Source organism: Duganella sp. CT11-25 (assembly GCF_047302815.1).
Lineage (GTDB): Bacteria > Pseudomonadota > Gammaproteobacteria > Burkholderiales > Burkholderiaceae_D > Rugamonas.
Genome location: NZ_JBKBFD010000001.1, coordinates 949714 through 975982 on the forward strand (window position 1 = coordinate 949714; position 26269 = coordinate 975982).

Consider the following 26269-nt stretch of genomic DNA (forward strand, 5'->3'; position numbering starts at 1 on the left):
CTGACCGCTGTGCCGATTATCCGAAGCCTCACCCGGCGCGCCTATCGGCCCGCGCGCCGCCCCCGTGTCGGACTGCTCCTGCTGGACAGCCCGCTCGCGCCGTGTAACGGCTGGGTTACAATCACGGCCCGCTTATTTGGAAGGCCAGAATGAAGTTGTATGCAGCACTCCGGCGCGCGGCAGGCGCGCTGGCCTTGGCGCTAGGCTTGTCCGGCACCGCCGCCGCCCTCAATCCCGCCATCCGGCTGGAGGACTATCACCACGCTGCCTGGACCGCCAAGGATGGCGCCCCGGCCGAAGTCAGGGCGCTGGCGCAGACGCCGGACGGCTGGTTGTGGCTGGGCGCGCCCACCGGCCTGTTCCGCTTCGACGGCGTGCGTTTCGAGCGCTACGAACTCGCCACCGGCGGTGAGGTCGCCAAACGCCGCATCACCGAACTGCGCGCCGACGCCAACGGCGACCTGTGGATCAGCTACTCGGTCGGCGGCCTGTCGGTGCTGCGCAAGGACGGCAGGCTGGATGACATCTTCCCGCTCGACAGCGCGGTCGGCAACGTGATGACGCTGGCCAACGACAGCGACGGCGGCACCTGGATCGCCGGCAGCACAGGCTTGTACCACTACGCGCGCGGCCAGCTGCGCAAGCTCGGCCCCGGGCAGGGACTGCCAACGGAGGCGGCAAACGGCGTGCTGCTGGACCAGTACGGCCAATTGTGGACTATTAATCCGCACGGCCTGTACCGGCTCGACCGCGCCAGCGGCAAGTTCGGCCAGATCGTCGCCCACCGCAGCGACGCCGGCCTGATACAGTCGCCGGACGGCCGCCTGTGGATGATCGACCGCCTGCAGGCCAGGGCCGTGCCGCCGGCGCTGTCGGTACCGGCGGGCGCCCGGCCGCTGCCGCGCGCCGCCGGCTTCAATCCGGCCGAGTCGCGCTGGGCCGGCCAATTCGACCGTGACGGCAACCTGTGGACGCCGCACTGCCCGCAGGCGCTGTGCCTGGTCGCGCGCGCCGGCGCGGCAGAGAACACGCTGCTGATCCACGACCGCGACGCCACCGACCGCCAGGACCCGCAGGCGCGCGCTGCCCGCCTGCCCTACAACACGCTGATGGAGGACCGCGAGGGTAACGTCTGGGTCACCAGCCAGGGCGCGCTGGAGCGCTTCCGTGAAAACCGCCTGATCCCGGTGCGCCTGCCCCAATCGAACGGCTTGTTCAGCATGGCCGGCGACACCGAAGGCGGCGTCTGGGCGACCAATATGATCACGCGGACGGCCTGGCGCGTCAGCGCCGACGCGCCGCCGGTGCCGTATGACGGCGGACCGGTCTCGGTGGTGGCGAACGACCGCGACGGCGCCCTGCTGCTGGCCGGCGCGCGCGCCATCGAGCGCCGCCACCACGGTCAGGCCAGCACGATGCCGCTGCCGCCCGGCGCCGACGGCAAGCCCGCCGACCTGGACGTGCTGGGTTTGCAGGACGACGGCAAGGTGCTGTGGATGGCGTCCCTGCAGACCGGCCTGCGTGGCTACCTGGACGGCGGCTGGCAGCCGCGCAGCGCCTTCAGCCTGCCGCCGCGCATCTTCCTGGCCGCCGCGGGCCGCAAGCCCGGCGAACGCTGGCAGGCGACCGGCGATGCCACCATCGTCTTCAACGACAACGGCAAGCTCGCCACCTACGATGCCCGCGTCATCGGGCTGGCCACCAGCATCGCGGTCGGCGAGGACATCGTGGCCGGCGGCGACGCCGGCCTGGCGATCTTCCAGGGGCAGCGCTTCCGCGCCATCAAGGCCTCGTCGCCCGAAGTACTGCAGAATATCTCCGGCATGGCGGTGACGGCCGACGGCGACCGCTGGTTCAACGGCGGCAAGGGCGTGGTGCACGTGCGCGGCGCCGACTGGCGCGCCGCCGTCGCCAACCCGGACGCCCTGCTGCGCTATGAACTGCTCGACCTGCTGGACGGCTATCCGGGCCAGGCCATGCTGCAAAACCGCCTGCCCAGCGTCTACGCCGACCGCGCCGGCCAGCTGTGGTTCATGACCAGCGGCGGCATCGTGCGGCTGTCGCCCAGCCAGATCCGCCGCAATGCGATCGCGCCGGCCGCGCAGATCCTGCGGGTGCAGGCCGGCGACGCCAGCTACGGCGCCACCGCGCATGCCCAGGCGATGCGCCTGCCGCCCGGCTCCAGCAACCTGAGCATCCATTTCACCGCGCCGATGCTGGGCAAGCCGGAAGCGATCCGCTTCCAGTACCAGCTCTCCGGCGTCAACGACGGCTGGCAGGAAGCCGGCGCCCGCCGCAGCGTCGACTACACCAACATCGGCGCCGGCAGCTACACCTTCCGCGTTCGCGCCTACAACGAGGACGGGCTGCAAAGCACCGAGGACGCCGTACTGGCGTTCGAGATCGCGCCGACCTTCACGCAGACCATCTGGTTCAAGGCGCTGTGTGCGCTGGCGTCGGCCGGGCTGCTGTACCTGCTGTACCTGTATCGCCTGCGGGTCGAGACCGGACGCCTGGCCGAGCGCATGCACGCGCGCATGGCCGAACGCGAACGCATCGCCCGCACGCTGCACGACACCTTCCTGCAAAGCGTGCAGGCGATGCTGCTGCGGCTGGACCTGGTGGCCGCCGCGCTGCCGGACGACAGCGAAGCCCGCCAAAAACTGGGGCTCATCCTCGACCAGGCCAACGACACCCTGGTCGAAGGCCGCGACCAGGTGCACGAGCTGCGCACCGGCCGCGTCGACGACGTCGAAAGCGCCGCGCGCGAAGCCGGCCGCCAGCTGGAACAAGAACACCCGGGCACGACGCACAGCATCGCCGTCAACGGCGCCCGCATCAAGCTGCAAAGCGCCGTCGCCGAGGAAGCCTGCGAGATCGTCCGCGAAGCCATGCGCAACGCCTTCCGCCACGCCGGCGCCGCCAAGGTCGAGGTGCGGCTGGACTATCGGCGCGACCTGTTCGCGCTGACGGTGAGCGACAACGGCCAGGGCATGGCCGCCGACGCGCACGGCAAGCAAAAGCACTATGGCCTGGTCGGCATGCGCGAACGCGCGGCCCGCGCCGGCGGCCTGCTGGAGGTCGTCGACGCGGGCGGTGCAGCGGGTAGCGGCGGCTCCGGCGTCCGCATCGTGCTCACCGTGCCGGCCCGCGCGGCCTACGCGGGCGGCGGCAAACACTGGTGGCAGCGGCGCCGGCCAGCCTGACGGCTCTGGAATATGAGCTTTTTATACATATAGTTGCTTTTGTAACTACAAATATATGGGCCAACCTGTTAGACTCTGCGGTTTTGCAATTTAATGGCAGCTTGTATGACGATTTTCCAGGCGCCGGGCGCCCCAAAACTGCTGGCGCTATCGACGATGCTGATGGGCGTGGCGCACGCGCAGATACCGGAAGTTACTGTCACGGCCCAGCGCGCGCCGACGCTGGAATCGAAAACCCCGGTGGCGATGTCGGTGCTGGACGCGGCGCAGCTGGCCGGCGCCGGCATCGACAATCCGGCCGGGCTGTCCACCCGCCTGCCCAACGTCGAGCTGGACAACGCCGCCGACGGCCTGCGCATCACCATCCGCGGAGTCTCCAGCGCGGACACCACCGAAAAAGGCGACCCGTCGGCCGCCTTCATGCTGGACGGGATCTACATCGCCCGTCCGCAAATCCAGAACCTGAGCTTCTACGACCTCGAACGGGTGGAAGTGCTGCGAGGGCCGCAAGGCACGCTGTACGGCCGCAACACCACGGCCGGCGCGATCAACGTGATCTCGCGCGCGCCGGCGGATCATTTCGAGGCCGCCGCCACCACGGCATTCGGCAACTACGGCAGCCGCAAGGCCGACGCCATGCTCAACGTCCCGCTCAACGACGCCCTCGCGCTACGCGCCGCTCTGGCCTACAACCGCCATGACAGCTATCTGCGCAACGGCCAGGGCACGCCGTATCACCTGGGCCTGGACCGCGACGACCTGTCGGCCCGCCTGTCCGCCAGGCTCAAGCTCGGCGCGGCCGCCACGCTGCTGCTGCGCTACGACCGCAGCAAGGTGGACGACAACAACGACAGCTTCGTGCCCGATACGAATTTCTACAGCGGCGTCGCCAGCGGCAATCCGGTCTGGCGAGACGGCGCCACGCGCACGCAGCTGACCCATGGCTTCATGCCGCCCAACTCCGCGCCGGAACAGGGCTACAGCCGCAAGACCGTCTCCGGCATCGGCGCCGACCTGGCCTGGAACCTGGGCGCGGCAACGCTGTACTATCTGGGCTCGCACCGCGGCTACGACCACGACGCGCTGTCCAACTTCTACTACCGCGTGGCGCCGGCGTTCGCACTCGGCGTGCACCAGCGCTTCAACGGCGAGTATGCGCAGAACTCGCACGAGCTGCGCATCGCCACCAACGGCAGCGGCGCCCTGAGCGCGCAGGCCGGCCTGTACTACTTCCGCGAGCGCTCGTCGCAGCTGTACAGCTTCCGCGACCTGGACCTGCTCGGCCTGCCGCCGTACTACGTATTCCCGCATGGCCCGACCATCGCCACCAGCAAGGCGGTCTTCGGCCAAGCCACGTACCGCTTGACGGACAAGCTGCGCGCCACCGCCGGCGCGCGCTACACCGACGATCAAAAATCGCGCGTCGGCTCGACCAACTTCCAGCAGGGCAGCGTGTTCAATCCGGCGACCGACTTCAAGCTGCTCAACGCCGCCGCCATGGACACGCACCAGACCACCTGGCGCCTCGGCGCGGACTACGACCTGGCGCCGGCCACGTTGCTGTACGGCGCCGTCGCCACCGGCTACAAGGCGGGCGGCTTCAACGACGGCTGCCTGGCCGGCACGGCGCAATTGGGCCTTGACTGTCCCGCCGCGCTGGCGGTACCGGCCGGCACGCTGTTCTATCAGCCGGAAACGCTGCGCTCCTATGAAGCGGGCATGAAGACGCGCTTCTGGGACAACAAGGCCAGCCTGAACCTGTCCGCCTTCCGTTACGACTACAAGAACCTGCAGCTGTCCGGCGTCGCCATCGTGCAGGGCGCGCCGCGTTTCGTCACCGGCAACGCCGGTGTCGCCAGCGTCAAGGGACTGGAAGCCGAAGGCCGGATCAAGCCGACATCGCGGGACAGCATCAACTATGCACTGGCACTGCTGGATGCGCACTATGTCAGCTACAGCCCGGACGGCGTGCACTCGTGGGCCGGCAAAAAGCTGGACCGCTCGCCCGGCCACACGCTCACGCTGGGCTATGAACACGCGTTCCGGCTGACGCGCGGCGAGCTGGCCGCCAGCCTGGGCGCGCGCAAGAGCGGCGCCTACATCATCGCCGTGCCGACCCAGCTGCTGCAGTACCGCGTGCCATCACGTACCGAAAGCGACGCCACGCTGCGCTATCGTCCTATCCGCTCGGCATGGAGCATGACAGCGCGCGTGAAGAACATCGAAAACAAAGTCCACCCGGTCAGCATCGACAGCTTCGGCATGGTGGTGCCCAGCGATCCACGCACCGTCGATGTGCGCCTGGACTACCTTTACTAGAACCCCATGTTGACGCGCCCCTTCCGCTACCTGCTGTTCGTCTTCGCGCTGGTACTTTCCGGCGCGGCGCTGGCCGGTTCCGCGCCGCTGTTGCTGGAGACGCGCGGCAACCACGTCGAGGCCTGGCCCGCCGTCAAGGTCATGGCGGAAACCGATGGCAAGCTGCGGCCGGACGAGGCGCTGGCGGCCGTCGAGCGCTACACCGTGCCCGATTCCGCCTACGCCACGCTGGGCGTGCACAAGGACGTGGTCTGGCTGCGCATCCCGGTGGCCCTGCCCGCGAACAGCGACGGCGAATGGATACTCAACGTCGACTACGCGGTGTTGAACCGCATCGATGTCTACGTCGCCACCGATGGCCGCATCACGCAGCACCACGTGACGGGCAACCTGCAGCCGGCGTCGGACGGCGCGCCGCGCGGCCGCGTGCCGGCCGCCCTGCTGCGCCTGACGCCGGGCATGGAGCACGTCCTGTTGCTGCGGGTCGAGAACATCGGCTCGATGATCCTGCCGATCCGCTTCTCGCGCCCTGCCGCCTTCCACACCGAAGCGCTGAACGAGCAAATGCTGCAGGGGATGCTGACCGGCCTCAGTCTGTGCCTGCTGCTGTATAGCCTGGCGCAGTGGCTGAACCTGCGCGAGCCGCTGTTCGGCAAGTTCGCGCTGCTGGTCACCGGCACCACGCTGTTCTCGATCGAGTTCTTCGGACTGGGGGGCCAGTACCTATGGCGCAACAACGCCTGGATGAGCATCCACGCGGGCGGCCTGTTCGCGCTGACCGCCTCCTGCGGCGCCTACCTGTTCGTCGAGCAGGCGCTGGCCCGGCCCGGCAAGGATCGCACCTTCAGCCTCCTGATGCGGGCCGGCGCCGCGCTGTCGGTGCTCAGCGCGCTGGCCTACGCCACCGATATCATCGGCGTCGAGACGCTGGTTGCCATCGTCAGCACGCTGGGGCTGATGCCGATGCTGCTCGGCCTCCCCGGCGCCTACCTGCGCGCGCGGCGCGGCGATGCCGTCGGCATCTACTTCCTGGTCGGCTGGGCGGTCAGCTTCGCCTCGTCGGTGGTGCTGAGCCAGGTCATCGGCGGCAAGGTCGCCGCCAACTTCTGGACCATGCACGCGCTGCAGTTCGGGAATATGTTCGACATGCTGGTCTTCATGCGCATCCTCGGCCTGCGCACCAAGGCCATGCAGACGGCCATGCTGCGCGCCGAGGAAGCCACGCGCACCAAGTCCGAATTCCTGGCCCACATGAGCCACGAGATCCGCACGCCGATGAACGCCATCATCGGCATGAGCCGGCTGGCGCTGATGACGCAACCCGAGCCCAAGCTGCAGAATTATCTCGGCAAGATCCTCGGCGCCGGCGAGCACCTGCTGGCCATCCTCAACGACATCCTGGACTTCTCCAAGATCGAGGCCGGCAAGATGGGGCTGGAATCGGCGCCCTTCGATCCGCGCGAGCTGCTGGAACAACTGCCGACGCTGACGCTGATCAAGGCCGACGCCGCGCGGGTCGCGCTGAAGCTGCGCGTGGACGACGGCGTGCCGGCGCGGCTGCTCGGCGATCCGCTGCGCCTCAGCCAGGTGCTGATCAACCTGACCAGCAACGCCGTCAAGTTCACCGAGCGCGGCGAGATCGCCGTCGCCGTCGAGGTGATGGACCAGACGGCCAACAGCGTCGCCCTGCGCTTCTCCGTCAGCGACACCGGCATCGGCATGCGGCCGTCGCAGGTGGCGCGGCTGTTCCAGTCCTTCAGCCAGGCCGACGGCTCGATCACCCGCAAGTACGGCGGCACAGGCCTGGGACTGAGCATCTCGCGCCAGCTGGTGGAACTGATGGGCGGCGACATCCAGGTCAGCAGCACGCCCGGCATCGGCAGCCGCTTCAGCTTCACCGTGCGGCTCGGAATCGCCGACAACGCCACCGCACCGGCCGACGGGCCGCAGCACAAGCAGCAGGCCCCGCGCGAAACGCGCCGCTCCGACAGCGCCGGACTGGCGCTGCGCGACCTGTCCGCGCTGGACGGCGCCCGCATCCTGCTGGTCGAGGACAACGCCAACAACCGCGAGGTGGCGCTGGACTTCCTGTCGGCCGCGCGCATGCAGATCGACGTCGCCCACCACGGCGGCGAAGCGGTGCGCATGGTGCAGGAAGTCGACTACGACCTGGTGCTGATGGATGTCCAGATGCACGAAGTGGACGGCCTGACCGCTACGCGCCGCATCCGCGCCATCGAGCGCTGCAAGCAGCTGCCGATCGTCGCCATGACCGCCTACGCCATGGCGGGCGATCGCGACAAGAGTCTTGCGGCCGGCATGAACGACCACGTCACCAAGCCTGTCGTGCCGGAGCAGCTGTTCCGCGCATTGATCAAATGGATATCGCCGTCCCGGCTGGCGGCGCGGCGCGCGCAGGCCTCGGCACTGTCGCCGCTGCCGCCCGCCGCCGTGGTCAACGCGCCTTCCGCCGAGCCGTTGCCGTCCGTCCCGGGCATCGACTGGCAGCAGGCGCTCGATGCCGTCGACCGCCAGCGCGACCGGCTGGACAAGCGCATCAACGGCTTCCTGCAGGAGTACCGGCCAGCCGCGCAAGCCGTGCGCGAGGCCGTCGCCAGCAACCATTACGCTGCCCTGAACGGCATGACGCACAACCTGAAATCCAGCGCCGCCTACATCGGCGCGTTCACGCTGGCGGCACAGGCCCAGGCGGTCGAACAGGCGCTGCACGGCGCCGGCGACGATCGCCTCGCCGCGCTGGCCGAGGACTTGGCCAAGGGGCTGGACCTAGTGGTCGGCGGCCTGGCGCAACTGAACCGGCAGCCTGCGCCGGCCCGCTACCGCGACGAGGACGCCGTGCTGCTGGTCGGCAGGCTGGAGGCCTGGCTGCGCGCCGATGATGCGCGCGCCGAGGACGTGTTGCAGGAATTGCGCCTGCTGCCAGCGGTCGCCAGGCATGCGGATCTGCTGGCAGCGCTCCAGCGCGCCGTCGAGGATATCGAGTACCAGGCCGCGCTGGCACCGCTGCAAGCCTTGGCGCAGGCGCTGACGCAGCAAACCACACAGGAAGAAGACGCATGAATTTCGCCGGAACGCAAAAAGTGCTGGTGGCCGACGACGACAACGTGAACCGCCAGGTGCTGGCGGAGCTGCTCAAGCCCGAACACACGGTACTGCTGGCCAAGAACGGCGCGCAGGCGCTGGAGCTGGCGGCACGCCACCTGCCGGACCTGATGCTGCTCGATGTCATCATGCCGGACATGGACGGCTACGAAGTGCTGCGCCGCCTGCGCGGCGATGCGCAAACCGCGCACATTACCGTCATCTTCATTTCCGGCCTGGGACGGCCGGAGGATGAGGCCACCGGCCTGAAGATGGGCGCGGCCGACTACATCGCCAAACCTTTCAACATCACCGTGGTGCTGGCGCGCGTGGCCATGCACTTGCAGATGGTGCGCCAGCGCCGCATGCTGGAACACCTGGCCCATGTCGACGGCCTGACGGAACTGGCCAACCGCCGCCGCTTCGACGAAGTCTATGAGGCCGAATGGCAGCGCAGCCGCCGCAGCGGCCGGCCGTTGTCGCTGGCCCTGCTGGACATCGACGCCTTCAAGCAGTACAACGATCACTACGGCCACCCGGCCGGCGACCGCGCGCTGCGCGCCGTGGCCCGCGCCACCGCGTCCGGCCTGCGCCGCCCCGGCGACCTGGCGGCCCGCTATGGCGGCGAGGAGCTGGTGCTGCTGCTGCCGGACACCGATGCCGCACAGGCGCAACAAGTCGTCCGCACCATCTGCGCCACGATCACCGACCTGGAGATCCCGCATGAAGCCTCCGGCGTATGCCCGGTGCTGACAGTCAGCGCCGGCGGCGCCACGCTCAACGGCAGCGGCGCGGCATCATCCAACGAGAGCTGCGCCGAGCTGTTCGCCGCCGCCGACGCCCTGCTCTACCAGGCGAAAAAAGCCGGCCGCAATCGTGTCGAATGGCGGGCCGCTCCCTTACAATAGCTGATCCGCGCCGCCATGCCGGCGCGACCATGCCAGGAGCCTCATTTGAAACGCATCGCTTTGACCGCCGCCGCCGGCGCCACCTCCGCCCCGCTGCTCTCGCTGGAGAAACAGCTGCTGCATCCGGGCGTCAAAGGCCTGCCGATCACCACGCCGCTGCCGCAGGGAGCCATCGGCGCCCAGCAGTGGAACGTGCTGCGCGCCGACACCAGCTTTCCGGTCGCCGTCCTGAAGATCTCCGCGCTGCACCACAATCTGCAATGGATGCGCCGTTTCTGCGAACGCCACGGCGCGCAGTTGGCGCCGCACGGCAAGACCACCATGAGCCCGCAGTTGTTCAGCGCCCAACTGGCCAACGGCGCCTGGGGCATCACGCTGGCGTCGGTGGCGCAGGTGCAGACCGCCTTCCGCTTCGGCGTGCGGCGCGTGCTGCTGGCGAACCAGCTGGTGGCGCCGGCCGACATCAAGGCGGTGATCGCGCTGATGCGGCAGGATCCCGGGTTTGAGTTCTACGCGCTGGTCGATTCCAGCGCCGGCGTCGCGCGCCTGTCGCAAGCCGCCCGGCGCCTGGGCCTGGATCGCCCGCTGCCGTTGCTGGTGGAGCTCGGCCTGGCCGGTCATCGCGCCGGCTGCCGCACCATGGACGAAGCGCTGGCGGTGGCGCGCGACGTGGCCGCCGCGCCGGGGCTGGAACTGGCGGGCATCGAGGGCTACGAGGGACTGTTGGTCAGCCATGACCGCGAGCGCGATCATCAAGGCGTGCGCCAGTTCGTCGCCGACCTGTCGGATCTGCTGCGCCGGGCCGATGCCGAGCAGTTGTTCACGCGCGAGCGCATCCTGCTGTCGGCGGGCGGTTCGGCCTATTTCGATTTTGTCGCCAGCGGCTTCTCGCTGGTGCAAGGTTTATCCCGTCCCGTGCTGCCTGTGCTGCGCAGCGGCTGCTACCTGACCAACGACCACGGCCACTATCACGACCTGATCGCGCAGCTGAACGCGCGCGAACGGATCCCGCAGGAACAGGGCCTGCGGCCCGCATTGGAGATATGGAGCATGGTCTTGTCCCGGCCGGAACCGACGCTGGCCATCCTGGGCATGGGCAAGCGCGACGCCTCCTACGACATCGACCTGCCGCGTGCGCTGGCGTGGCACCGCCCCGGAGCAACCACGTCAGGCGCCATGCCGGACGGCTGCCGCATCGAGAAGATGAACGACCAGCATGCCTACCTGCGTCTGCCGGCCGGCGCCGCCATCGGCACCGAGCTTGCCGTCGGCGATTTGATCGGCTGCGGCATCTCGCACCCATGCACGACCTTCGACAAATGGCCGCTGCTGCTGGCGGTGGATGACGACTATGGCGTGCGCCACGCCGTCAATACCTTCTTCTAGATTCGGCGCACCGAGAAATTCTCGATCTTCTGGCGCGACTGCGTGGTGCGCAGGCCGAAGTAGCCCCCGCCCGCCTGCGGCCCCGGCGCCGAGAAGTACTGCTTGTCGTCCACGAACAGCCGCGTGCCCTGCGCATCGACCACGATGCGGATGCGGTACGGATGATTCGCCTTGAGCAGGTACTCGGGCGCCGTATATTCCTGCAGCAGCTTGCGCTCGCCGCTGCCGTCGTAGTAGCGGAAGCGCGAGGTGCTGTTGGTGTTGCCGCCGATGCCGGCGTAGAACAGCCGCAGCTTGTCGTATTCCTCCAGCTTGCCGGATTGCGCAAAGCCTGCCGGCAGTTGCGCCTCCCAGAAGAAGTTCATGTCCGACAGGCGGCCATCCGCCAGTATCGTGCGCGTGAAGCTGATTTCGTAATGGCCGATCAGTTGCCTGCGCAGCCATACCGTCAAGCCGCGGCTGGCATCCAGCACCAGCGCGCGCGACGAAGCCCGCACCGCGCGCGCGGCGTCGCCGGCCTCGGATTCCACCGCCCATGCCTGCGGATCGAAGCGCTGGAAGTCGTCGCTGTACACCGCCGGGCTGGACGCATCCAACGCCAGCATGCCCAGCGCACCCAGCCCCCATTGCGCAACGGCGTTGGTCGACAGCGAAGGCGCTTCTTCAATATCGCTCAGCACCAGCGGCGGCTTGACGCGCCGCGACACCAGGTCACGCTCCTTCAATCCCGCGCGTCCCTCGTAGAACTGTGTCCACGCACGCGACAGCATGGCCTGGTCCCGCCACTGCACGGCCGCATAGGCCAGCAGCCGCGCATGGCCCTGCCCCAGATTCAACTTGCCGAGGTCCTGCCCCAGCTCCGCCTTCTGCTGGGCCTCGCTGGCGTTGTACAGCCGACAGTAACGCAGCCAGGCGTCGCGGAAGGCCGGCTGCGGCACCGTGCGTATCAATTCGCTGCAAATCTCCGGCAACCCGAACACAGCGCTCAGGTGCGAGACGCTGATCTTCTTGTCGCGGTCCAGCACATAGGCGCCGGTGCGCAGGTCCATCACGCCGCCGCCGGCCAGGAAACCCAGCGGCTGGGCCGCGATGCTCGCCATGCTGGCCAGCAGCTTGTCGCGATACTGCGGCTTGCCGCTGCGTTCCCATTCGGTGAACCACGCAGCCGCGACCGCGCCCCAGTCGGTACCGAAGGCGACGCTGGCGTAGCCTTCCTTATCGGCCGCCGCCTGGCCCACCTTGCGGCCGGGGACGACGGTGCGCAGCCGCTCGACCGCGTCGGTCTGCTCGCTCAACAGGTCGCCCACGCGCTCGTCGGCGGTCAGGTAGTACATGAAGCGGCGGTTGATGGCGGTGGAGACGCGCAGCTGCTTGGCACTGTCGCCCCAGTGCTGCACGCTGTGGCGCGAGCCGAGCGGACTGAATGGGCCGATATGATGGACGTCTACTTCACCGGTGTGGCGCGTCATCGCCTCCGCCATGCGGAAGGCGTCGGCGCGGCCGCTGTGCAGGAAGTAGTGCCACAGCCAGATCTCGGTGCTCAGCTCCGAATTATCCCAGGCATAGCCGCCGACGTCGTAGCGCCACACATGCCGCTGCTCGTCATAGGTGTGCATCACATCGCCGTAGTCCCAGTAGCCGTACCACTTGCGCTGCTCGACCTGGTTGCGGTAGAAGTCGAAGCTCCATGCCAGCTGCTTTTCCAGCTTCGATTGCGCGGCCGACGGGCGCTCCGCGGCGGGGCTCCAGTACTCGCTGAACACGCCGGCGCCGTGCAGCGCCGCGCCGGATGCCATCAGCTGCGGCGGCGACTGGATGCGGCGGCTGATGGCGACCAGCTCATCGGCGCCCGGCGTGGCAGCCAGGAGCTGCAGCTCGATTTCGCTGGTGCGGGCCACGCCATATGGCGTGCCGAAGCCCGGCTCGTAATCTTCGTAGGTGATGTCGAGCGCATCGCGCTGCTTGGAGAAATCGTCTTCACCCATGCCGTCATGATAGAAGCGCAGGTCCATCGCCTGCGCCTTGGGCGCCCACAGCCACAACGTGACCGTGGCGAGATCGGTCTCGGCGCCGCCGATATCGAGCTGGCCCGGATAGCTCTGCCAGAAATTACGCACGCCGAAGGCGACGCCGCCGCTGGGCGTGCCGACATAGCCGGTGCCCGAGGCGCGCGCACCGCTGGCCGCATGCACCCAGCTGTGGCCAGCGCTGGTGCGCTTGGCGATGGAGAAGCCGTCCGGATGCGATTGCAGCAGCGAGTAATGGCCGAAGGCCGGGATGTAGCGCAAGCCTTTGGCGACCGGTGCCGGCAGTTGGTCGAGCGGCACGGCGCGCCCGTTGAGCTGCGCCTCGTAAACCGCCTTGCCCGCGTCGCGCCGCAGCCCGGTCAGGCCGCGCACCGCTTCGGCGAAGACGCCACCGTTGTCGCCGGCGAAGCGGATATGACGGTCGTGCAGCGGGCCGTCCAGCGGCACGCCGAAACGCAGGCCGACGCCGCGTATGTAAGCCTTGGCCGGGTCGGCGTCGTAGACCAGCGTGTGCACCACGCGCACCGCATCCGAATTTTTGTAGAAGTACAGGCGCACCACGTAGGGCAGCAGCGTGGCGCCGTCCGCATGGCGGTGCGTGCCGTCGACGCGGATTACGGCACGCTGCGGACCGTTCTGTTCCAGCGTCACTTTGCCGATGGCGCTATCGTAGGCGCGGCGCGCGGCGCCTATGGATTCGTCGTCCACCGCGCTGTCCACCAGTAGGATCAGGCGGCCATCGCGCAACAGCGGCTTGCCGGCGCGTTTCAATGTGTTGATCAACAGGCTGCCGGAGCGCGGCAACGAGCATTGCAGAACACCGTTGTCGATAGCGATGGCTTCCGCGCTCTCGCTGGCCAGCAACGGTCCGGTTGCGCGCGGTGCGGCGGCGCCGATCAGCGGTTGCAGCGTGTAGCCGGGAGCCGGCGCGGCGGCGCCGGCGTCGGGCGGCAGCGCATGGGCAGTCCATTTCAGCGTGCCGTCCGGCCAATAGGCCAGCGGCCATGATTGCACGGCCGGTCCGGCACGTTCGCCGGCGCGCAGCTCAAACGCGCTGTCGCGCGGCACGCGCCCCTGCGGCCACGCCACACCCCAGGTCGCGCCACGGAAGCTGGCGGGAACGCCGTCCAGCCAGTGCAGCGGCATGTCGCCGGTGACCGGCGCAGGGCCTGCGCCAGACGCTCCGGCGCCGGCGTTTGCGGCAGCGTCGCCCTCGCCCGGCGCCGACGCCGCCGCCAGCGCGGGCAGCCCTCCCGCCAGCAGCGATGCAAGTTTAAAGAATTGACGCCGTTCCAGTGATGCACTCATGCCGCCTGCTCCCACGCGCTTAGTATTTGTAAGCCAGAGTCGCACCGATGGTGCGCGACTCGCCCAGCCAGCCCCAGACCGTGCCGTAGTCGCCGCTCACCTGGCGGCGGTAGTACTGCTTGTCGAAGGCGTTATTGATCCACAGCGAAGCGTTCCATTCGCCGCGTTCGAGCTTACCACCGGTGCCCGCCGAGAATGCGGCCAAGCCATAACTACTCACGCGCGTGAGCGAAGAATTGTCGACCGTGCCGTACATCCAGCCGCGATACGAATAGCGCGCGCTGACGTAGTTTTTCAAGCCGTTGTCGCTGCGCCAATCGTAGCGCGCGCTGGCGTTCCAGGTGACCTTGGGGGCGTTGAACAGGCGCTGGCCGGTCAGGTCGCAGGATGGCGGCGGCTTCGGCGACAGCGTCACCTCCGGCGCGCAGCGCGCGTTCGCGTAGTCGGTGTAGTAGGCGTCGTTGTAGACCGCTGCAAAATTGACATTGAAATTGCGCGTGATCGCCGCGTGTATCGTCGTCTCGGCGCCGCGCGAACGGAAGCTGCCCGCGTTCATCAGGTAGGTCTGCTGGTCTTCCGGGTTGTAGCCCTGGGTCTGGAAATCGGTAATCCCGGTCACGAACACGTCGGCCTTCAGCGTCACCTTGCCGTCCCACAGCGCGCCCTTGATGCCCAGTTCCGCGCTCTTGGTCTTCTCCGGCTTGATGTAGAGCGTGTCGTAGCCGGCCGCCTTGGCCGCGCCGGCCGAGACGTTGATGCCGCCTGACTTCTCGCCATACGATCCGGCCAGGTAGGTACTCCAGTCCCGCGCCAGCTGGTATTTCAACACCAGCGTGCCCGATGGCAGTTGATGGTATTCCTTGATATAGCCGGAATTGAAGGCCGCCTTGTTAAGTCGGATGAACTGGCCGGCTTTCTCTTCGTAGTTGACACGCGCGCCGCCCACCAGGTCCAGGCCCGGCGAGATGTGCAGCGTACCTTGCACATACGGCGATAGCATGCGGTCGTGCAGCGTGCCGTAGCGGATGATATCCAGGCCGTTATTGCTGGCGGCGTCGTAGTACAGGCCCGCCAGCTTGTTGTTGGTGTAGCGTGTGTGCGCGACCGTGCCCAGGCTCTGCCCCAGGAAGGTCAGGCCCAATGCGTAGTCGTAGTGCTCACCCGGTGCGGAATCCAGCCGCAACTCCTGCGACCAGGTGCGGTCCATCACGCGCGTGCCGGTATTGTTATAGACCGCTACGCTCAAGCCGTCGGCCATCGTCGGATCGGAGCGGAAGTAGCGGTACGAGGTGACCGACCGCAGATTGTGGCCGCTGTCGAGCTTCCAGTTCGCCTCCGCCGCCACGCCGCCCTGCAGCACGTGGATGCGGTTCTCGTCGTCCAGGTCAACCTGCGGCCCGAACACCACGTGATTGCCGACGGTCTTGGAGTGCGTCAGAAAACTGTCGGCCCCGCTGAACGCATTGGTGGTCAACAGTACCGGCGTCGGCGTGCTGTTGGTGTTGTTGTAGTCCGCGCTCAGGCGCAGGCTGAACGCATCGCCGCCCTGGTACAGCAGTTGCCCGCGCGCGCCGGTGCTGGTGCCGCCATTGAGGCGGTTGCCGTTGCGGATACTGGTCACGCTGCCGTCGTTGTTGCTGTAGACCAGATTCAAGCGCCCCGCCCACTTCTCCGACAAAGGCCCGGACAACATGGCGCGGCCGCGCGTGTAGCCGTTCTCTCCATACGATACGCTGGCTGAGGCCTCCGGCGTGAAACTCGGCGCGCGGGTCTGGATGTTGACCACGCCGCCGGTGGCGTTGGCGCCGAACATGGTGCCTTGTGCGCCGCTCAGCACTTCGGCGTAGGCGATATCACCCAGGCCGTTGCTCAACATGCCGGCGCGCGCCAGGTAGACGTTGTCCACGTAGATCGCCACGCTGCTCGGCATGCCGATATTGGAATCGCCGCTGGCCTGGCCGCCGCCGTCGCCCACGCCGCGTATGCTGATCTGCGTGTCCGATGGATCGGTGCTCTGGATCACCAGCCCCGGCACCAGCTGCTGCAGGTCTTCCAGCGTGCTGACATTCTGGTCCTCGATGTCCTCGCCGGTGACACGGTAGGAGGATGTCGGCGCGCGCTGCACGTCGTCGATTCGCTCGCCGGCGCCGGCACGGCGGGCGCCGCTCACCGTCACCCGCGCCAGCACGTCGGTGGCTGGTACGACCGCTGCGGCGGCCGCCGGCTGGCCCAGCACCGCCGGCGCCATCACCGGCTGCGCCGGACGCGCCGCCGCTGGTGCGACGGCTGCGCGGCGGATGGTCAGCGTGCGGCCGCCGCCGGTGCTGGCCAGCTCAAAGCCGGTCCCCTCCAGCGCGCGTGAGATGGCCTCGGTGGCGCTGTAGTTCCCGTTGACCGGCGCCGAACGCGCCGACTCCACCAGCTTGGGATCGTAGGCCAGCGCCACGCCGCTTTCGGCGGCGATGCGCAGCAGCGTCTTGTCCAGCGGAGCGCCGGCCAGTTGATACGGATGGCGCGTCGCATCCTGCGCCAGTGCCGCCGGCAGCGCGAGTAGTTGGGTGGCGGCCAGGATGGCCAGCATATGATGTGGTTTCTGCAAAACGTGCCTCGCTAGAGTGGTTACGCGCCTCTAGTGAGGCGCTTCACAAACCATGTGCAGCGAGAATCCAAAAGCGTCAGTACTTTTTGAAAAATATTTTCAGCTCAGCTGAAAACCGCCAGATATCGGCCGTAGCGCGTCAACCGGACCGGCAGCGTGTCGGCCACTTGCAGCAAGGCGCGCTCGATGTCGTCGAGACGGAACACGCCGCTGATCTGCTGCGTCGCCGCGCTTCCGCTCGCGCGCAGCAGGCCGCTGCGGTAGCGGCCGAAGACATCCAGCAGGTCCGCCAGCGGCAGGCGATCGGCCACGAACACGCCTCGCCGCCACGCGCTGACCGCTTCAAAGGACAGTTCGGCCGGCTGCGCGTCATCGCGATTGAAATAGACGGTCTGGCCGGCGGCGACATGCATGGCGGCACGCCCGGGCTGGCGCAACAAGGCGCTGCCGGCGCTGACCGAGACCACGCTGCGTTCGCGCAAACGGCTCACATTGAAGATCGCGCCGTTGGTCGCGACGGCGCCATGCACCGTCGTCACGCCAAGTTGGCGTCCTTCCGCGGGCCATGCCTTGAGCAGCAACTGCCCCTGCCGCAGATCCAGCACCGGCGACGCCACACCGCCGGACAGGTAGATGCGGCTGCCGGCGTCGTAAGCCAACGGCGTGCCGTCCGCCAGCACGCCCTCGCCGCGCTCGCCGATACCGCTGCGCCAGTCCGCATCCAGACCCAGCTCCTGCGCGCCCTGCAGCGCGCCCCAGCCGCCCGCGCCCAGCACCAGCAGGCCAAAGGCCGAGCGCAGCGCCCGGCGGCGGTCGACGACGGGCGCGCGCAAGGCATGCGCAAGCGCCGCCGCATCGGGCGAGCGGGCGCCGCCCATGCGCGACAGGCGCTCCTGCAGCCCATTCCAGGCTTGCTCGTGCGCCGGCGAAGCGTTCAGCCATCGATCGAACTCGCGCAGCACCGCGGCTGCCGGCTCCCCCTCGCGCAGCCGCACCTCCCACATGACCGCCTGCCGTGCAGCCGTCATGCTTGGGTGTAGCAGGCGGTCAGCGCCTGTGCGATGTATTTGCGAACCATGCTGACCGAAACGCCGAGGCGTTGCGCGATGTCCGCATAAGCCAGTTCCTCGAACTGGCTGAGAATGAAAGCTTCGCGCGCCTTGCCGCTGATGCGTGCCAGCGCCGCATCAATGCGCAGCAATTCCTCGACCGCCTCGCACACGGCTTCCGGCGAGGCGTCGAACTGTTCGGGCACCAGCGCCAGCTCCGCAAGGTAGTCGCGCTCCAGGTCGCGGCGGCGCCAGAATTCGTACGTCAGGCGGCGCGCGATGGTGGTCAGCAGCGCGCGTGACTGCCTGATATGGCTGACATCCTCCAGTCCCGCCAGTTCGGTGAACGCCGATGCGGCCAGGTCCTCCGCATCGTTGCGCGATCCGACCAGGCGGTGCACACAACCGGTCAGCCAGCCGTAGCTGCGGCGAAATTCACCACCCAGGAACTGGTCGCGCGCGGCGGAGGAAAAGGAGACGGAGGTACTCATGGCCGCCAATATAAGCCGCCGGCCTGCGTATTAAAACGAACGATTCCAAATATGCTTTGTCGAAAAAACTGCGATAACAAAAACTGATCGCAGCCGCGATTTTGCTTATCGGTCCGCTGTGCGGAGATGCCGCCGCATGGCGGCGAACATCTGCTCGACGTCGATCGGCTTGGCGATGAAGTCGTCCATGCCGGCGGCGATGCACTGTTCGCGCTCGGATTCCATGACGCCGGCGGTCATGGCGATCACCGGCAGCGTCAGTCCCAGCTCCTCGCGGATAATGCGCGTCGCGCCGAAGCCGTCCATCACCGGCATCTGCACATCCATCAGCACCAGGTCGTAGCCGCCGCCGGCGAGCAGCAGGTCGATCGCGACCTGGCCGTTGTCCGCCACCGTGACCGTGGCGCCGTCCTGCTCCAGGATCCCCTTGGCGACATTCTGGTTGATCGCATTGTCTTCCACCAGCAGGATGCGGATGCCGCGGAAAGCGGCCACCTGCGGCGACGCCGGCGCTCCCGCCACGCCGGCCTGCAGCTGTGCCATCGCGGTCTGCACCGCGTCGAACAGGCTGGACGCCGTCACCGGCTTGGTCAGGAAAGCCGCCGCGCTGGGCGACGCCATCTGCTGCGTCAGCTTCCCGCGCGCATAGGCGTTGACCATGCAAATCACCGGCATCGGCGCCAAGGCGCGCATCGCCTCCGGTCCGTCCATGCCGGGCATGTGGCCATCGACCAGCACCACGTCATAGGCTTTACCGGAACGCATCAGCTTCACCGCCTCCTCGCTGCTGGCCGCGCTGTCGCCGGTCCAGTTCCACGCCTGGATGATCTTGCCGAGGAAGGTGCGGCTGGTGAGGCTGTCGTCCACCACCAGCACATGCATGCGGGCCGGCGGGCGGGCCGGTTCGGCAGCGTCGTCCGCCTTCAAGGGCAGCGTAAACTGGAACTCGCTGCCTTCGCCCGGGGCGCTCTTCACATGGATGGTACCGCCCAGCAGCTCGATCAGCCCCTTGGAGATGGTCAGTCCCAGCCCGGTCCCGCCGAAGCGCCGCGTGGTCGACAAGTCACCCTGCGTGAAGGGCGAAAACAGCCGCGCCAACTGCTCCTCGTTCATGCCGATGCCAGTGTCGCGCACGCAGAAGCGCAACATCAACGGCGTCCGCGCCACCCGCTCGACCAGTACCGACACTTCGCCCTGGCCGGTGAACTTGATTGCGTTGCCGGCCAGGTTGATCAGGATCTGCTGCAGGCGCAGCGCATCGCCGACCAGGGCCCGCGGCACATCCGGCTCGACGCCGATGCACAGCTCCAGGTCCTTCTCCCCGGCGCTCACGCTCATGATGGCCGCCAGCGAATGCAGCACGTCGTCCAGCTGGAAGCGCACCGGATGCGGCTCCACCTTCCCGGCCTGCATCTTGGAGAAGTCGAGGATGTCGTTCAACACGCCCAGCAGCGATTGGCCGGACGCGCGTATCATCTCCAGGTAGCGGGCCTGTTCCGGCGACAGGCTGGTGGTGCCCAGCAGGTGCGCCATGCCCAGCACGGCGTTCATCGGCGTGCGCAGCTCATGGCTCATGTTGGCCACGAAGGCATCCTTGGCGGCGTTGGCGGCCTGCGCCTGCTCCATGGCCGATTGCAGCTGCTCCGTGCGTTCCTCGATCAGGTGCTCCAGATGGTGGCGATGGCTTTGCAGTTCCGCGTCCACCGTCCGCAGCGTCTTGATCGCATCCGCCGCTTCGCTGAACAGCGCGCGCGGGCGCGCCGCCGGCAAGGCGCCACTGGCGCCCAGCGCCACGGCGGCGGACGACAGCGCGCCGACCGAACGGCTGATGTTGCGCGCGAACAGCCAGGCCGCGCCGAAACCGACCGCCAGCAGCAGCCCCACCACGCCGACGATCCACGTGATCGAGGTCAGCATCTCCGAGAACACCACGCTGCGCGGCACGCCGATCACCACGGCCCAGCCGCTGGCCAGCGACCGGCTGTACATCGAATACACGGGGATGCCTTCGAGTGTGATGGTTTCGATCGCGTCTTCCAGCTTGTTGGGCATCTGCGCCAGCAGCGACGGCGATCCCTTCTTGCCGACGTACTTGTCCGCGTCGCGGCTGCGCGCCACCAATATGCCTTGCGAGTCGAAGATGCCGATCACGCGGTCCGGCGGCAGGCGCTGCTCCTTGAGCACCTGGCCCAGGCGCTCGGGCACGAACGCCACCGAGATGACGTAGATAACCTCGCCGTTGCGCAGCACCGGCGCATGGATGGCCACCAGCGGCCGTTTCAGCGCGCCGCCGATAAACACATCGGAGATCACCGGCTGGCCGGTGTCGAAGACCTTGCGGATGCGCACCGCGCTGCCGGGATCGGGCAGCAGCGGCCCGTAAGGCAGAGCGGTGTTCAGCATCTGGACCGAATCGCGGTCGCTCAGGACGAAGTTAAAACCGGGGAATTCGGGCCGCAGGACCTTGCTCGCCTCGACATAGAAGGCGCCGAAATCGCGGCGGTCGAGGCTGGGCGAGTTGGCCAGCGCCAGCGCCACGGTGATGCCGGTATTCAAATCCCGGTCCACCGCCTGGATCAGCGCGCGCGCCGTGATCAGCGTGTCCTGCTTGATTTGCGTGCGTTCACGCTCGATGAAGTTGCTGGTTAATAGCGTGAAGCCGACCACCGCCGGCAGTGCGCAGACCCATACGAGGGTGTACATCTGCACTTTGATCGACGGCAGCCTGCGATCCCCCTTCTGTTCCGAACGGCCCCACGCCATAACAGCCCTTTCGCTCGACTTGCCTCGACGACAACTGTAGCACATCAAGCTTGCTGTGACTATTCACGTATATTTTAAGCAATATTTTTATATACAATTGGTTTTTATTCTCATAAAACCAGGAAAGGAAGTGGTCATGCCAACACCGGAACAGTTAGCGCAGGTAAAGAGGAATGTCGACAAGCTGATGGATTTGTCCAACCACACGCATGACTTTATGCAGGATGTGCTCCAGGAAGTTTATCTGGAGTTGTCGCAGGATGGCGAACCCGATCCAGGCCAAAAGTTCCTGACCACATTCTTCACGGCGGTATTCACCAGCATTGCCTTGATCGAGTTTCCCGGCGCCGGCCTGTTTGGCACCTTCCTCGGCACGTTCTTCGGCGCCTACGGAGGCGATACGCCGCCGCCCAGCCTTCGGGGCGCATTCGGCTCGCTGTGGCAGCGCATGGACGAAACCTATCTGCAGGCGGACAAGGACCTGGCGGCCATTAGCGATAATCCGGCCGCTTACTGGGACAAAAGCTACACCGATCCGCTGACGAATAAAAGCATGCCGGTCTCCAGCCTGGGCGACCCCGAAGCCAACATGCCCGACAGGCACTCCGCCCTTTTCCAAAACATCACCGACGCCATCATCGCCCAGGCCCGGATTACAATTACCGCCGCCTATATCGGCAAGAAATTTTACATCCAGGCGGTCACGCACTCACCGGTGGATCCCTTCATGCTCGGATGGACGGAGGCCGACTTCGCCAAATTCGCCAGCGATACCATCGCCAGGCAAAAATTCAGCTATTTCGCGTCACGAGAGAGCTTCGAAACCGATTGCTGCGACGGCAATAAAAAATTCTGGGGTATACAGTACACGCAGTTCGGCCTGACGACATCGTCCGCATGGGCCAGCGACAAGCTGTGCGACTGGCTGTTCCGGGATGATCAGTTCGGCAAGGTCACCAATCCGGATGGCGTGGCGAGCCGGGTGACGGTTTTTACGGAATGGGGCATACCTGGCACCGCCTTGATACAGAATTGGCCCGGTTCGGTCTGGGCAGTCCAGGAACCGACGCAAGAGACGCGGGACAGTATCCAAGCCGTGGCATGGGCAAAGCTGTTTGACGGCGTCACGCGCCAGGAATTGGAAAAGCGGCTGATCCGTAAATTCTACGCGGATCCCGCATTCGCCAAGGCGCTGCTCAAGGAGCCGGGAAAAACCATCGCGGCCGAGTTGGGCGTGGAGCTGCCATCCTTCGCCAAAGTCGAAGTACTGCGCGAGACGCGCGGCAGCTACAAACTGCTCATCCCCGCGGCGGGTCTCGACAGCTATCTCGCCGACGACTGAACCGGCGCTGGCGCCGGCTCGGAACAGGTTCAGATCCGGCTTCCCAGCCGGAGCACGGCGGCGATATTGCGGGCTGCCGTGCGGACGTTCAGCGCCGCGTCGGCCAGCGCCTCCTCGACCGTGCATGGCCGGCTGACGGCGCCGAACACGGCGTCGATGCCGTGCGCATGCACCACCGCCGCCCCCGAGGCCAGGCCGCCGGCGATGGCGATCACCGGCTTGCCGTGGCGCTGCGCCACGCGCGCCACGCCGATCGGCGTCTTGCCGTGGATGGTCTGGCTGTCGATGCGGCCCTCGCCGGTGATCACCAGGTCGGCGCCGGCCACGGCGGCATCGAGGCCGACGGCCGCCATGACGATCTCGCTGCCGGGACGCAGCCGGCCGCCGAGGAACACCATCATGCCCGCGCCGATGCCGCCGCCCGCGCCGGCGCCAGGCACCTCGGCCACCTGCCGGCCAAGATCGCTGGCGATCACCTCCGCGTAGCGGCGCAGGTTGGCGTCGAGCTGCTCGACCATCGCCGGCGTCGCGCCCTTCTGCGGCCCGAAGATCGCCGAGGCGCCTTGCGGCCCGACCAGCGGATTGCTGACGTCGCAGGCGATATCGAACACGCAGTCCTTGATGCGCACATCCAGACCGGACAAGTCGATGCGGGCCAGCGCGGCCAGCGCGCCGCCGCCCGCATTCAGATCGGCGCCGGCGGCGTCGAGCAAACGGCCACCCAGCGCCTGCAGCATGCCGGCGCCGCCGTCGTTGGTGGCGCTGCCGCCCACGCCCAGCACAAAGCGGCGCGCGCCCGCGTCCAGCGCATCCAGTATCAGCTGGCCGGTGCCGTAGCTGGTGGTATGCAAGGGATTGCGCCGCGCCGCAGGCACCAGTTCCAGCCCGCTGGCGGCGGCCATCTCGATCACCGCCGTGGCGCCGTCGCCCATCAAGCCATAGAAGGCCGGCACCGGCTCGCCCAGCGGACCGGTGACCTGCAGCTCGATCCGGCGGCCGCCGCTGGCGTCGATCATGGCTTGCACCGTGCCCTCGCCGCCGTCGGCGACGGGCAGCTTGACGTACTGCGCATCCGGGAAGAACTCGCGGAAGCCCGCCTCGATCTCGTTGGCCACGGCCAGCGCCGTCAGGCTCTCTTTAAACGAATCGGGCGCAATGACTATTTTCATCGACGATCTCAATCAACGGTTGACCAGTTTGGCGGGTACGCGCAGTACCAGTATCGCACCAAGCAGCATCACGCTGGACAAAATATACAGCGCCATGTCCGTGCTCTGGGTCGCATCCTTGATCCAGCCGACCAGGAAGGGGCTGACGAAACCGGCGATCTGGCCCAGCGAATTAATCAGCGCCAGGCCGCCGGCCGCCGCAGCGCTGCCGAGGAAGGCCGACGGCAGGGACCAGAACAGGGCCAGGCCCGCCAGCGCGCCCATGGTGGCCAGGCTCAGGCCGATGATCACGATCACAGGATTGCTGGAGAAGTTAGCCGCCATCATCAGGCCGACGAGGCCCATCAGCATCGGCACGCTCACGTGCCAGCGGCGTTCGCGGCGCTTGTCCGCCGAGCGGCCCATGCACACCATGAACACGGCGGCGGCCAGGTAAGGAATGGCGCTCAGCCAGCCCACCGTCTGCGCGCTCTGGAAGCCCAGCGACTTGATGATCGACGGCAGCCAGAAGTTAATCGCATACACGCCCATCTGGATGCAGAAATAGATCACGCCCAGCATCCATACGCTGCCGTTGCGCAGCACGGCGGAGAAGGACTGGCCGACGTTGCTGACCGCCTGGCGCTGCTGCTCGTCGCCCGCCAGCGCGGCCTGCATGGCGGCTTTTTCTTCGGCACTCAGCCACTTGGCCTGGGCGATGCCGTCGTTCAGGTAGAAATACACGCCGATGCCCAGCAGCACGGTCGGCAGGCCTTGCAGCAGGAACAGCCACTGCCAGCCGGCCATGCCGCCCTGGCCGGCCGAAAAGTGCGCCAGCATCCAGCCCGACAGCGGACCGCCGATCAGGCCGGAGATCGGGATCGCCGACATGAACAGCGCCATCACCTGGCCGCGCTTTTGCTGCGGGAACCAGTGGGTGAAATACAGCACCATGCCGGGGAAGAAGCCCGCTTCGGCCACGCCGGTGAAGAAGCGCAGCACGTAGAACGAGGTCGGCGTCGAGACGAACAGCATGCAGGCCGACAGCGCGCCCCAGGCCACCATCATCACCGCGATCCAGCGCCGCGCGCCGATCTTGTGCAGGATCAGGTTGCTAGGTACCCCGCTCAGCACATAGCCGATGAAGAAGATGCCGGCGCCCAGGCCGTAGACCGTGTTGCTCAGTTTGAGCGCGTCCAGCATCTCCAGCTTGGCGAAGCCGACGTTGACGCGGTCCAGGTAGTTAAAGAAGTAGCAAACGAAGATAAAGGGGATCAGGTGCCAGCTGGCCTTTTTGTAGGCGCCGTCCAGGACGGACGCCGGCGGCCACGCGGTGGCGGTGGTGGAAGTGCTCATGCTAGTCTCCAGGTTCTTGTAGTAGTACCGCGATTATCTGGAATCGATCACAAAAAAGCATTGGACTAACGCCAGAATATCAGGGCATGCCATCGCCAATTATTGGGCATTTGCACTAAAATGATCCCATGAACATACTCAGCACAGAGCTGGCGCAGGACATCGTCGCCCGCACCATGAAGATCATTCCCTACAACGTGAATGTGATGGACGCCCACGGCAGCATCCTCGCCAGCGGCAATCCTGCCCGTATCGGCGAGCTGCACGCGGGCGCCATGCTGGCCTTGGCCAAGAAGCTGACGGTGGAAATCGACGACGCCAGCGCCAAAAACATGCACGGCGCCCAGCCCGGCATCAACCTGCCGCTGACGGTCAACGGCCAGCTGTGCGGCGCGGTCGGCCTGAGCGGCGCGCCGGACGAGGTCCGCCAGTTCGGCGAGCTGGTGCGCCTGACCGCCGAGATGATCCTGGAACAAGCCCAGCTCACCGGCGAATTGCAGCGCGATTCCCGCTACCGCGAAGCGTTCGTGCTCAACCTGATCAATGCCGAACACGCCAACCAGGCCGACCTGGCGGCGTGGGCGCGCCGGCTGGGCGTGCAGTTCGAGCGCATGCACAGCGTGTTCCTGCTGGAGCTCGATCACGGCGCGGCCGACACCGAGACCGAGATCCAGCGCCTGCAGATGCGCCTGCGCGCGCGCCTGCCCGCCACGCTGACGGCGGCGGCCGGCTCCCACGAGCTGGTGATCCTGGACTTCTACGACGCCCCCGGCGCCGGCCACGAACGTCAGTTGCAGGCGCTGGCCGCCATCCTGCGCGAGGAATGCCAGCAGCCGCACACCCTGACGATGGGCATCGCCCTGTCCGGCATCGAGGGCGTGGCGATTTCCTACCAGAGCGCCAGGACGGCGGCCCGCATCGGCCGCGCGCGCCATCCGCGCCGCAGCCGCTACAGCTATTACGACCAGGCGCTGCCGGTGCTGCTGTCGGGCCTGGGGACGGGCTGGCAGGCCGCCCAGCTGCGCCTGCCCATCGCCAAACTGCAGGCCCAGGACAAGAACAAGGAATTGCTGCAGCGCACACTGGAAGCCTGGTTCGCCCATGACGGCCACCCGGCCGCGACCGCCGAGGCGCTGCACATCCACCGCAACACCCTGGACTACCGTTTGCGCCGCGTCGGCGACATCACCGGGCTCGATCTTGCCCGATTGGAAGATCGTTTTCTGCTCTATATTTCGACCTTGTTGTCCAGCGCGTGAAACTGG

At 67.2% G+C, this 26269-nt stretch carries 14 protein-coding genes; 7 read left to right on the forward strand and 7 right to left on the reverse strand.

The annotated features are described in order from the left end of the window. Positions 1–149 precede the first annotated feature (149 nt). The 5 genes from ACEN9F_RS03760 (at position 150) to ACEN9F_RS03780 (ending at position 10921) form a co-directional block, all read left to right on the forward strand. A complete protein-coding gene (locus ACEN9F_RS03760; protein ID WP_413417967.1) occupies positions 150–3206 on the forward strand; it encodes a triple tyrosine motif-containing protein in 3057 nt (1018 codons plus the stop codon). 105 nt (positions 3207–3311) lie between these two features. After that, positions 3312–5525, forward strand: coding sequence for a TonB-dependent receptor (locus tag ACEN9F_RS03765; RefSeq protein WP_413417969.1), 2214 nt, complete (start codon positions 3312–3314; stop codon positions 5523–5525). 6 nt (positions 5526–5531) lie between these two features. Further along, positions 5532–8606, forward strand: a complete 3075-nt coding sequence (locus ACEN9F_RS03770; RefSeq protein ID WP_413417971.1) for an ATP-binding protein — start codon at positions 5532–5534, stop codon at positions 8604–8606. Further along, entirely contained in the window at positions 8603–9535 is a 933-nt protein-coding gene (locus tag ACEN9F_RS03775; RefSeq protein WP_413417973.1) for a diguanylate cyclase domain-containing protein, read from the forward strand. Before ACEN9F_RS03770 ends, ACEN9F_RS03775 begins: the two co-directional genes overlap by 4 nt. Before the next feature lie 45 nt (positions 9536–9580). Next, positions 9581–10921: an amino acid deaminase gene (locus ACEN9F_RS03780; RefSeq protein ID WP_413417975.1), complete on the forward strand. Its 1341-nt coding sequence runs from the start codon at positions 9581–9583 to the stop codon at positions 10919–10921. Here the strand turns inward: ACEN9F_RS03780 and ACEN9F_RS03785 are convergent. From ACEN9F_RS03785 to ACEN9F_RS03805, 5 genes are all read right to left on the reverse strand, one after another. Beyond that, positions 10918–14256, reverse strand: a complete 3339-nt coding sequence (locus ACEN9F_RS03785) for a DUF6250 domain-containing protein (RefSeq protein WP_413417977.1) — start codon at positions 14254–14256, stop codon at positions 10918–10920. The two genes, ACEN9F_RS03780 and ACEN9F_RS03785, sit on opposite strands and share 4 nt — an antisense overlap. A 19-nt stretch (positions 14257–14275) precedes the next feature. Next, a complete protein-coding gene (locus tag ACEN9F_RS03790; RefSeq protein ID WP_413417979.1) occupies positions 14276–16837 on the reverse strand; it encodes a TonB-dependent receptor plug domain-containing protein in 2562 nt (853 codons plus the stop codon). Positions 16838–16959: 122 nt separating this feature from the next. Beyond that, positions 16960–17883 (reverse strand): DUF4880 domain-containing protein, encoded by a 924-nt coding sequence (locus ACEN9F_RS03795; protein WP_413417981.1) that lies wholly within the window; start codon positions 17881–17883, stop codon positions 16960–16962. Then, complete coding sequence (locus ACEN9F_RS03800) at positions 17880–18395, reverse strand: sigma-70 family RNA polymerase sigma factor (RefSeq protein WP_413417983.1); 516 nt, start codon at positions 18393–18395, stop codon at positions 17880–17882. Before ACEN9F_RS03800 ends, ACEN9F_RS03795 begins: the two co-directional genes overlap by 4 nt. Positions 18396–18500: 105 nt before the next feature. Continuing rightward, positions 18501–21098 (reverse strand): response regulator, encoded by a 2598-nt coding sequence (locus ACEN9F_RS03805; RefSeq protein WP_413417985.1) that lies wholly within the window; start codon positions 21096–21098, stop codon positions 18501–18503. A 196-nt stretch (positions 21099–21294) separates the two neighbouring features. Here ACEN9F_RS03805 and ACEN9F_RS03810 point away from each other — a divergent pair, with 196 nt between their 5' ends. Next, complete coding sequence (locus ACEN9F_RS03810) at positions 21295–22500, forward strand: hypothetical protein (protein ID WP_413417987.1); 1206 nt, start codon at positions 21295–21297, stop codon at positions 22498–22500. Positions 22501–22529: 29 nt separating this feature from the next. Here the strand turns inward: ACEN9F_RS03810 and ACEN9F_RS03815 are convergent, their stop codons facing one another. Beyond that, entirely contained in the window at positions 22530–23669 is a 1140-nt protein-coding gene (locus ACEN9F_RS03815) for a glycerate kinase (protein WP_413417989.1), read from the reverse strand. 12 nt (positions 23670–23681) lie between these two features. Next, positions 23682–25004 (reverse strand): MFS transporter, encoded by a 1323-nt coding sequence (locus ACEN9F_RS03820; RefSeq protein WP_413417991.1) that lies wholly within the window; start codon positions 25002–25004, stop codon positions 23682–23684. A gap of 128 nt (positions 25005–25132) precedes the next feature. Here ACEN9F_RS03820 and ACEN9F_RS03825 point away from each other — a divergent pair, with 128 nt between their 5' ends. Further along, positions 25133–26263, forward strand: a complete 1131-nt coding sequence (locus ACEN9F_RS03825) for a sugar diacid recognition domain-containing protein (protein ID WP_413417993.1) — start codon at positions 25133–25135, stop codon at positions 26261–26263. Positions 26264–26269: the final 6 nt, after the last annotated feature.